Origin of the sequence: Gluconacetobacter asukensis (assembly GCF_014174375.1) — a bacterium.
GTDB lineage: Bacteria > Pseudomonadota > Alphaproteobacteria > Acetobacterales > Acetobacteraceae > Gluconacetobacter > Gluconacetobacter asukensis.
On record NZ_JABEQE010000035.1, the window covers coordinates 1 to 9,299 of the forward strand.

At 61.6% G+C, this 9,299-nt stretch carries 9 protein-coding genes and 2 pseudogenes; 6 read left to right on the top strand and 5 right to left on the bottom strand.

The genetic code is table 11. From position 1 onward, the window contains the following. Nucleotides 1–340 (top strand): efflux RND transporter permease subunit (locus tag HLH35_RS19310; protein WP_182980690.1); only part of this gene is annotated, 340 nt, incomplete at its 5' end. 220 nt (nucleotides 341–560) lie between these two features. Further along, entirely contained in the window at nucleotides 561–1,889 is a 1,329-nt protein-coding gene (locus HLH35_RS19315) for an aldehyde dehydrogenase family protein (RefSeq protein WP_220790788.1), read from the top strand. A 36-nt stretch (nucleotides 1,890–1,925) separates the two neighbouring features. Here the strand turns inward: HLH35_RS19315 and HLH35_RS19320 are convergent, their stop codons facing one another. Both HLH35_RS19320 and HLH35_RS19325 read right to left on the bottom strand, forming a co-directional pair. After that, a complete protein-coding gene (locus tag HLH35_RS19320) occupies nucleotides 1,926–3,365 on the bottom strand; it encodes an MATE family efflux transporter (protein ID WP_182980692.1) in 1,440 nt (479 codons plus the stop codon). A gap of 10 nt (nucleotides 3,366–3,375) precedes the next feature. After that, nucleotides 3,376–4,155, bottom strand: a complete 780-nt coding sequence (locus HLH35_RS19325; RefSeq protein WP_182980693.1) for an SDR family NAD(P)-dependent oxidoreductase — start codon at nucleotides 4,153–4,155, stop codon at nucleotides 3,376–3,378. 100 nt (nucleotides 4,156–4,255) lie between these two features. Here HLH35_RS19325 and HLH35_RS19330 point away from each other — a divergent pair, with 100 nt between their 5' ends. Beyond that, nucleotides 4,256–4,828 carry a TetR/AcrR family transcriptional regulator gene (locus tag HLH35_RS19330; protein ID WP_182980694.1) on the top strand — a complete coding sequence of 191 codons (573 nt, stop codon included), beginning with the start codon at nucleotides 4,256–4,258 and terminating at the stop codon, nucleotides 4,826–4,828. Nucleotides 4,829–4,843: 15 nt separating this feature from the next. Here HLH35_RS19330 and HLH35_RS19335 read toward each other — a convergent pair whose 3' ends face one another. Further along, a complete protein-coding gene (locus tag HLH35_RS19335) occupies nucleotides 4,844–5,779 on the bottom strand; it encodes a GlxA family transcriptional regulator (protein ID WP_182980695.1) in 936 nt (311 codons plus the stop codon). A 118-nt stretch (nucleotides 5,780–5,897) separates the two neighbouring features. Between HLH35_RS19335 and HLH35_RS19340 the strand changes: the two genes are divergently transcribed. After that, nucleotides 5,898–6,704, top strand: coding sequence for an SDR family NAD(P)-dependent oxidoreductase (locus HLH35_RS19340; protein WP_182980696.1), 807 nt, complete (start codon nucleotides 5,898–5,900; stop codon nucleotides 6,702–6,704). A gap of 476 nt (nucleotides 6,705–7,180) precedes the next feature. On the opposite strand, the gene HLH35_RS19345 is transcribed toward HLH35_RS19340, so the two are convergent. Further along, nucleotides 7,181–7,786, bottom strand: coding sequence for an organic hydroperoxide resistance protein (locus tag HLH35_RS19345; RefSeq protein ID WP_408870146.1), 606 nt, complete (start codon nucleotides 7,784–7,786; stop codon nucleotides 7,181–7,183). Between HLH35_RS19345 and HLH35_RS19350 the strand changes: the two genes are divergently transcribed. Both HLH35_RS19350 and HLH35_RS19355 read left to right on the top strand, forming a co-directional pair. Continuing rightward, the gene (locus HLH35_RS19350) at nucleotides 7,748–8,203 is read left to right on the top strand and encodes a MarR family winged helix-turn-helix transcriptional regulator (RefSeq protein WP_182980697.1); all 456 of its coding nucleotides are present in this window, start codon (nucleotides 7,748–7,750) and stop codon (nucleotides 8,201–8,203) included. The genes HLH35_RS19345 and HLH35_RS19350 overlap by 39 nt on opposite strands. Nucleotides 8,204–8,922: 719 nt before the next feature. Then, nucleotides 8,923–9,183 (top strand): annotated as a pseudogene (locus HLH35_RS19355) (transposase); the annotation flags it as partial. Between the two features lie 24 nt (nucleotides 9,184–9,207). On the opposite strand, the pseudogene HLH35_RS19360 reads toward HLH35_RS19355, so the two are convergent. After that, nucleotides 9,208–9,299: pseudogene (locus HLH35_RS19360) on the bottom strand (IS5/IS1182 family transposase); the annotation flags it as partial.

Consider the following 9,299-nt stretch of genomic DNA (forward strand, 5'->3'; position numbering starts at 1 on the left):
CCTGATGCGCAACACGCTGATCCTGATCGGACAGATCAAGGTCAATCAGGCGGCGGGGCTCGATCCGTTCCATTCGGTGGTCGAGGCGACCGTGCAGCGTGCCCGCCCGGTTATCCTGACGGCCCTGGCGGCCGTGCTGGCCTTCATCCCGCTGACGGAATCGGTGTTCTGGGGCTCGCTGGCCTATACGCTGATCGGCGGCACGGCGGCCGGCACCGGACTGATCCTGATGTTCCTGCCCGCACTTTATGCGATCTGGTATCGCATAAAGCCGACGAACGAGCCTGACGACGGCGAGCCGGAGGTGGCGAAGGATTTCACGGGGGCTTCCAAAGAGTAAGGAGTGCCTTCAGCGCTCCCTACGCCCCGAAAACAAAGATAAGGACGCGTCGAAGATGCAGCTCGATCGGCTCACCCCGGGCATGTTGATCCCGTTTGGAGGGAATCGTGCCGTCAGCGTACCGGCCGGCCTGGCGAATGAATTTCAGGCCGGAGACATGCTGGTGGTGTGTCAGACTGATGGAGCGTTGCTTCATATACCGACGGATATTCGCAATGCAGTGCGCGACGATATTTCTGCGTCTTCGGTGGCCTTCAAGGCGTTGACGACCAGATCGGACATACAGATTGTCGCGTTTTTCGAGGCGTTCGCGGATCTGTTGGAAGATGACGCGGTCTGGTCCAGAATCGTCGAGGCAAACGCGCATGATGTCGCCAATGCCCGTGCGACCGGCCGATCGACCGGGCGGCTGGCATTAGGGTCGACGGCGCGCGACGGAATGATACGCGGGTTGCGCATCTGGGCCGCGTCCGAAAGCTATCGTCACGCCGATATCGACGTACGACAGCATGACGGCTGGACGGTATCCGTCAGCAGGGCACCGGTCGGTATCGTCGGCTTCATCTTCGAAGGGCGTCCCAATGTGCTGGTGGACGCCACGGGCGTTCTGCGCAACGGCAATACGGCGTTGATCAGGATCGGGCGAGACGCCTTTGAGACCGCGCGATGCATGATGGATCATGCCATTCGACCCGCGTTGTCCAGCAGTGGCTTGCCCGACGACGCCGTCAGGCTGATCGCGCGTCAGGAAAGGGCAGGGGCCTGGGCGATGCTCTCCGACCGGCGATTGGGGGTGGCCGTCGTGCGCGGTTCCGGTCCAGCGGTGGCGCAACTGGGTGACGTTGCGCGCCAGTGCGGCGTGGCGGTCAGTCTGCACGGGACCGGCGGCGCGTGGCTGGTCGCCGATGCGCATGCGGACAGAGCGCGCTTCATCTCGGCCGTCGCCGCTTCGCTGGACCGGAAAGTGTGCAACACGCTGAATGTCTGTTGCATCGACAGGGCGCGTGTCGCCGATCTGGTTCCCGCCTTGCTTGAGGGCCTGGAACGGGCCGCGTCGCCGATCGGAGGCTTTCGCATCCATGTTCTGGAAGGATCGGAAAATTATCTTCCTGCTTCCCTCTTTTCCACCGTGGTCATAACCACGCGGGAGGGCGGGATCGTCGATGAGCCGGTCGCGACCATGTTGCCCCATGCGCGCTTGTCGACAGAGTGGGCGTGGGATGAAACGCCTGAAATTTCGTTCGTCGTCGTCGACGGCCTGGACGAGGCCATCGCTCTGTTCGACCAGCACAGTCCCCGCTTCGTCGCATCCCTGATCAGCGAGGACAGGACTGCGCAGAATCGCTTTTTCGATGCGGTGGATGCGCCATTCGTCGGCAATGGATTTACCCGTTGGGCTGACGGCCAATATGCTCTCGACAAGCCCGAACTCGGGTTGTCGAACTGGGAACAGGGGCGGCCGCTGGGGCGCGGAGCGATCATGTCGGGAGACGATATTTTCTCGCTTCGATACCGCATGGAACAGGACGATATCGATCTGCGCCGCTGAGCATGGCGGCGGCCGCTTCACGGTGGCCTTTGTGTGTCAGGGGGTGTCCTGTTTCGCGGGAGCGCGCCATAGGCGTCGGGACAGCATCGGCACGCCGCAGATCGGGGCAAAAACGATATAGGATGCCGCCACGACCGCTGACAGGCCCACCATTCCGGCGTGGAGGACATGCACGGCAACCATCCCGCCGCCCGCCGCCACTAGCGTCCGCATGGTATAGGCGAGGAAAGGCCACAGGGCATGGCCTGCGCCTTGAGCGGCGAAGGCGAACACGAATCCCGCCGCCATGAAGCCGTATGTGGGTGCCACCATGGTCAGATAGGTCGTGGCGATTATCGTGACGGGCGCCTGTCCGGTGAACAGGCCACTCCAGAGTGTGGGGGCAAGGGCGACGGCCAGCCCGACGATTTCCGCGAAGGCGCTTCCCACGCTTGCGCTGATCAAGGCAATCCTGCGCGCGCGAGCGGCCTGTCCCGCGCCGACTGCGATCCCGACCATGGTCAGTACGGCCGAGGACAGGCCGAACAGGATCGGGATCATCACGTAATCGAGCCGGGAGGCGATGCCATATCCCGCAATGGCGTCGACGCCGAGGCCACCAACCGCACCGGTCATGATGATGACGGTCAGATTCGTCTGCACTGTATTCAATGCGGTGGGGATGCCCACTTTCAGGATATCCGCGAACAGGCGCCATTCGAGGCGGGCCATCCGCAGTTTCAAGCCCGATCGGCCCGAGGCCATGTAGCGTAACAGGACGATCAGCGCGCAGACGTAATAGAGCACGAACGCGAGTCCGGCGCCTCCGACACCGAGACGCGGGATCGGCCCGAAGCCGAAAATCAGGGCGGGAGAAGCCGGGATCATGATCGCGGCCCCGACCAGGGTCACCAATGCGGGTACCCTTACGTTCCCTGCCCCGCGCAAGGCGGCGGATAGCAGGTTGACGATCCAGATGGCGACCGCGCCGCCGAAAACGGTATTCGAGTATGATAGTGCCGCGCGCAGGGACAGGCCGTTCCCGCCCAAAGCGCCATAGAGCGCAGGACCGCCCCAGAGCAGTCCGACGGTAAAAACGGTGCCGGCGATCGCGGCCAACACGATGGCATGCAGCACCAGCGCGTCGGCGTCGTGCTGCCGCCCGGCGCCGATCGCCCGCGCGAGCGCCGACGCCACCCCGCTGCCCAGGCCACCGTTCGACATGGTGACCATCAGCATATAGACGGGAAAAACCAGTGCCACGCCAGCCAGCGCCTCGGTCCCCAGGACACCGACATAGTAGGTTTCGGCCACCCCGACTGCCGTCTGGGCCAGGAGTACGGCGATCGTCGGCAGCGCGAGCCGCATCAATGTTCCGACGATCGGTCCGGTCAGGATGGCGTCGCGAGCCCGCGCCTTGCGATCCGCCACGCGAGGCTCGCTGATCGGGGTGATTTCGACGAGATCGGCGATCCTCTCGTTGGTGCTCTCCGACATCGCGGTCGTCTTACGTTTCTGCGCGGAAAATCGGGGCGCCGGCGGGCGCGCCGATCGTGCCGCCATCGACGACGATCTCGGTGCCGGTGACGTGCCGCGCCTCATCGGAGGCCAGGAACAGTACCGCGTTGGCGATATCCACGGCTTCGCCCAGATGGCCCAGCGGAATGCCGCGTGAATAGACGGCTTCCAGCTTTTCCAGTTCTTCGGACGTCGCGGCGAATGTCCGCCAGATCGGCGTGCGGGTGGCACCTGGCACCACATTGTTCACCCGGATGCCACGGGGGGCGAATTCCGATGCCAGCACCCGGTTCATCGCGCCGATACCGCCCTTGCTGGCTGCATAGGCCGAGGCGCCTGGAATGCCCAACACCTGGTGTACCGACCCGTTGAGGATGATCGACCCACCCTCCTTCAGGTGAGGTGCGGCCGCTTGCACGGTGAAGAAGACGGCGGTCAGGTTGGTCGCGAGGACCTGTTCGAACTGTGCCCGGCTGGTGGCGCCGACAGGTGTATTGCCTGCGATACCGGCATTGAGGAACAGGATATCGAGCGCGCCGAACCGCTCGATCGTGGCGGCGACCGCACGCTCGGCCGCGCCGTCCTCGGTCAGGTCGGCCTGTATCGCCAGTGCATTCGGCCCCAGCTTCGTTACCGCCGCGTCGAGTGTCTTCTGGTCGCGGCCCGTGATCGCGACGCGGGCCCCTTCCTCAACGAAACGCTCGGCCGTCGCGAGGCCGATGCCGCTGTTGCCACCCGTGATCAGGGCGATCTTGTCACGTAGTCTCATTGTCTGTGCCTCCAATTGAATTATGATCATAATGTCAAATTACGATTGTAATGCAATAGGTGTGGCCGTAAATTTCGGGCGGCAGGGACGAGAGGGACGGATGCGCTATCAAAAAGGTCATCGGGAGGAAACGCGTCGGCATATCATCGACGTGGCGGGCCGGCGTTTTCGCCAGGATGGGATCGCGGCCGCCGGCGTTGCCGGGCTGATGGCGGATGCCGGCCTGACCAACGGCGCGTTCTACACACATTTCGAGTCGAAAGAGGATCTGGTTCGCCAGACTCTGGACACGATGCGCGCGAATGCCGGCGGCGCCACCGTGCAGGCGATCCGCGATGGCGCGCCGCCCGAAATCTGGTTGCGCCGGTATCTCAGCCCGTCTCATCGCGACAATCCGGGTGGGGGGTGTGTGGCGGCCGCGCTATCGGCCGAAATCGCCCGGCATCCGGAAGAAACGCGCGATGCCTTCCGTGCCGCGTGCGATGAATTCGTCGGGCAGATCGCGGACAGCCTGCCTGCCGGTACGCCAGCGGTGCGGCGGGCGACCGCACAGGCGCTCTATGGGTTGATGATCGGCACGCTGCAACTGGCGCGCGTGATCGGACCGGGGAATGAGTCCGATGCGATCCTGGAAAACGGCGTCCGGGCCGGGTTGCTGATGATCGGCGGCTAGGGACGGCGGACGCGCCTATGCGTCCGCGAGGTTGCGCCTGATATCCTGCGGCGGCACGCCATAGGCGCGCAGAAAGGCCCTGCGCATCCGGTTGCGGTCGTCGAAGCCGGTTTCGCGCGCGATGACTTCAATCGGATGGCGACCCTGTTCCAGCATCAGGCGTGCGGCTTCGATGCGCAGCTGTTCGATCGCCTTGGCAGGTGATTCTCCGGTTTCGGCGCGGAAGAGGCGGCTGAACTGGCGGGGACTGAGATGCGCGGCCTCGGCCAGTTCCTCGACGGACAGACTATTCCGCAGATTGCGTCGGGCATGATCCAGGGCGCTCTGAATCCGGTCCGATTTCGGTTCCAGTGCGAGCAAGGTCGAATGCTGCGACTGGCCACCGGCGCGACGGTGATAGAGCACCAGCTTCTGCGCGACTGATCTTGCGATTTCTCGGCCCAGATCCTTTTCGATCATCGCCAGTGCGAGGTCGATCCCGGCACTCATGCCGGCGGAGGTCCAGATTGCACCGTCAATCAGGAAGATCCGGTCCTCTTCCACCTTGATCGCCGGAAAACGGGTGCGCAATTCGGGGGCCAGAAGCCAGTGTGTGGTCGCGCGCCGGCCGTCGAGCAATCCGGCTTCCGCCAGGACGAAGGCACCCGTGCAGATCGACGCGAGGCGACGTACGCTTCTGGCGGCAATTCGAATATACTGCACCAGCCCCGGCGAGGGATCGGGGATCCCCGTCCCGCCCAGGACGATCAGGGTGTCGAAATGCGTGTCGTCCAACGTCGCGCTGTCGACTGAAACGGCGTCTGATCCCCGGATCGTGCCGCCGCTCTCCGAGTGGACCGATACTTCGTAGACCGGCGGATCGTTGACGAGATTGGCAACCTCGAACGCCGTCGCAGCGGCGAGACCTATGATCTGGAAGCCCGGGTAGACGATGAACCCGACGCGCTGCATTGCCGCGATCTCCTTTGTCTTGAAAAGACGCATATACGACATTCAAGACAAAAGCCAGCCCGCCTATGGTTCCAGCAGGCGAGGCATGACGCCCTCATATCGGAAAGGAACCATGAAAATGACAAAGCAACATTTCGGAACGGCATTGGTGACAGGGGCATCATCGGGGATCGGCGCGATCTACGCGGACCGGCTGGCCCGACGCGGTTATGACCTGATCCTGGTCGCTCGCAATCGCGCACGGCTCGACGAACTGGCGGCGCGGATCAGCGACGAGACCGGTCGGTCCGTTGAGGTCGTAACCGCCGATCTGGGTCAGGGTGCAGACGTCCGCCGGGTGGCGGACATCCTGAAGACCGATCACAGCATCACCACGCTGGTCAACAATGCCGGCGTCGGCGCGACGGTACCCGCCCTGCAATCCGATATCGACGCGATGGAGGCGATGATCGGGCTGAACGTCAACGCCCTCACGCGACTCACCTATGCCGCGCTACCGGGTTTTGTGGCGCGTGGACAGGGTCTGATCGTCAATATTTCGTCGATTGGCGCCATTGCGCCGGAAGTCCTGAACGGTGTGTACGGCGGCACCAAGGCCTTCGTGCTGGCACTGACCCAGTCATTGCACAAGGAACTGGCTGGGACTGGTGTCAACGTCCAGGTGGTTCTGCCGGGTGCCACGGCAACCGAGTTCTGGAACGCAGCGGGCACACCCGTCGAGCACCTGCCGTCTGAGATCGTCATGAAAGCAGCGGACATGGTCGACGCAGCTTTGGCGGGGCTGGACCAGGGCGAACTGGTGACGATCCCCTCGCTGCCCGATGTCGCGGACTGGGAAGCCTACGAAAATGCCCGCCATGCCCTGATGCCAAACCTCTCGCGTTCGCTTCCGGCCGCTCGCTACACCAACGGCGATCTCACATGATCGCCGATCCGGTAAAACTGAAGAATATTGCGATGATCTGACCGATATATAAAATAAGGAGAGTGGTCATGACACATTGTGGTTTTGGAATAAAAACAAAATCCATTTTGCTTCTGGCCACTCTCTTTTTGCTGCTCCTTGCGGCTTGTTCGGACATAAGGCCTCGCAATATGACTGCGGAAGAGGCGGCGTTCGCGTCCACAAACCCCATATCCGAAGCCGCTTACGAACAACGGCACGGGTGGGGAAAATGAAATGCAAGACTCACAAGAGAGAATGCGGGACCGGTAGCTCGGTCATGAATGCACTCTGAAAGACGCGGCCGGAGAGAAAGTGTTTTTCGACACCAGACGTTTCTTCGCCTCCCGGGCGTCGCACATGATCTACTATGTGCAAGATGGTACGCCCGACCGGAGCGGCGCCTGAAGTCTTGCCGCCGCCGGCCAAGTGCCGGCGGCGTGTATTTCGAAGGCCGATCACGCAACGCTGAGACCGACGGTCGCGCCATTATGGGCAAGGTAGGAATAGGGACAGACAATATCGGCCTGGGCGATCAGCGCCTCGGCTTCGGCGCGTTCGATGCCCGGAATGGCGACCGTCAAGGAAATCTCCAATCCGAAGCCCTTGCCATCGTCGCGCGGGCCGATACCGATCGACGTGGAGACCGAGGTTTCTTCGGACAGCTTCACCTTCTTCTGCGAGGCGACATATTTCAGGGCGCCGAGGAAACAGGCGGAATAGCCCGTTGCGAAGAGCTGCTCAGGATTGGTGCCGTCACCACCGGCCCCTCCGAGTTCCTTCGGGGTATCGAGCGTCACGCTCAGGCGCCCATCGCTTGATTTCGCTGAGCCGGTGCGTCCGCCGGTGGCTGTTGCTTCGGCACGATAGAGAATGTTCATAGAAACCTCCATAACGATAACACGATAAAGATTATCGCGATAAATAAATTCGTAGTGGCGAAGCCCGGGCTTGTAAAGCTGTTTCTTTATCGCGATATCAAATTTCGTGATAAAGAAACCTCGCCTGCCACATGGAGATGGACCTTGGATTCCCCGCCCGATTCCCTGCCGCTGGACGCGCATCTGTGTTTTGCCATCTATTCGGCCAATATCGCGATCAACCGGGCTTATCGACCCGTGCTTGATCGGCTCGGCATCACCTATCCGCAGTATCTCGTCATGAACGTACTCTGGGAGAAGAACGGGCAATCCGTCGGAGCGATCGCCGATCGCCTCGCTCTGGAGTCGAGTACGATCACGCCTCTCGTGAAGCGTCTGGAAGCTGCGGAATTCGTGCGGCGCCAACGCAATCCGGATGACGAGCGCCAGGTCGTCGTAACGCTGTGTCCGAAAGGTGTTGCATTGCGCCAGGATGCGACATGCCTCGCGGCGACCCTGCTCAAGCGGTCCGGTGCTCCGGTATCGGATCTTGTCCGCCTCACTGAAGAGATCCGCGGCTTCAGGGATGCCCTCCTCGTTACCCCTCAGGAAGCAGGGTAACCGGCCGCGGTTTGGCTTATTTGCATCCGGCAGCGAGAACCTGTGCCGCCGCGACGGTCCCGTTTCCAAGAGGCGGATGGTCGCGATCCTTTCCATATTCGGGCAGGCGGACATAGGTGAGGATATAGTCGTAAGAGGGCTGCCTGAGCAATCTGATCAGGCCATCGGGCCCGTAACGCGCCGTGATATCTTTCGCGATTACATACGCGATGTTGTACAGGCATGGCGTGTCCGTAAAAGCCAACGGCATAGACCTTACTGTAAGGTACCGGTGTCTTGGCGTTCAGGGCATCGACGGACATTTCAAGAAGTGAGGCACTCCATTCTATGTGCTTCAGGCTGTCCCTTTCATCGTCCCTGATACGATCGGCCGCTTCGCCCTGCGCTTGCTCGATCAGAGAGTGGTCTCCAACATAATCTGCTGTACCCTCCTCATATAGGTTGTCGAATAGCTTGTGGGTCGCGTGACAGGGCGAGAGGTCCGGATCATCGTCGAGGGCGCCGCGCTCCTTGGAGAAGGCACCCTGCACGGCATGATACATTTCGTGATTCGTGACTTCCCTTGCCAGGACAAAATCCCGAATCCTCCCGACATTGAGATGGAAATCGGTATCGCCGAACGTGTAGCCTCCGCCGTCTTGACGTGCTCCCCAAAAACACGGCCATTTTGAGTTGGAATTTTCCACTTATGATCCCGTACCCGGGATGAGGAGAGTTTCATGAAGGCATCGAAGTTCACCGAGGCGCAGATCGCGTTTGTTTTGAAGCAGGCGGAAGGGGGGACACCTGTCGCCGAGGTCTGCCGGAAGGCAGGCATTTCGGATGCGACGTTCTACAACTGGCGGAAGAAATATGCGGGCCTGATGCCCTCCGAAATGAAACGGCTGCGTCAGCTCGAAGACGAGAACGCGAAGCTGAAACGGATCGTGGCGGACCTGTCGCCCGACAAGGCGATGCTGCAGGAAGTGCTGTCAAAAAAGCTCTGAGAGTCCGTTTGAGAATGGTCATGGGTGGACAATTCTGCGGAGCATGAGGCTACCGAGAGCGACATGGATCATTGCCTCCGAGACGTCGATCCTCTGCTCGTAATCCCGAA

Bases quoted from the DNA above. Each gene is read 5' to 3' on its own strand.
- HLH35_RS19320 (WP_182980692.1), bottom strand. From the start codon at position 3,365: ATGTCGGAGAGCACCAACGAGAGGATCGCCGATCTCGTCGAAATCACC.
- HLH35_RS19325 (WP_182980693.1), bottom strand. From the start codon at position 4,155: ATGAGACTACGTGACAAGATCGCCCTGATCACGGGTGGCAACAGCGGC.
- HLH35_RS19330 (WP_182980694.1), top strand. From the start codon at position 4,256: ATGCGCTATCAAAAAGGTCATCGGGAGGAAACGCGTCGGCATATCATC.
- HLH35_RS19335 (WP_182980695.1), bottom strand. From the start codon at position 5,779: ATGCAGCGCGTCGGGTTCATCGTCTACCCGGGCTTCCAGATCATAGGT.
- HLH35_RS19340 (WP_182980696.1), top strand. From the start codon at position 5,898: ATGACAAAGCAACATTTCGGAACGGCATTGGTGACAGGGGCATCATCG.
- HLH35_RS19345 (WP_408870146.1), bottom strand. From the start codon at position 7,786: ATGCGCGTCCAGCGGCAGGGAATCGGGCGGGGAATCCAAGGTCCATCT.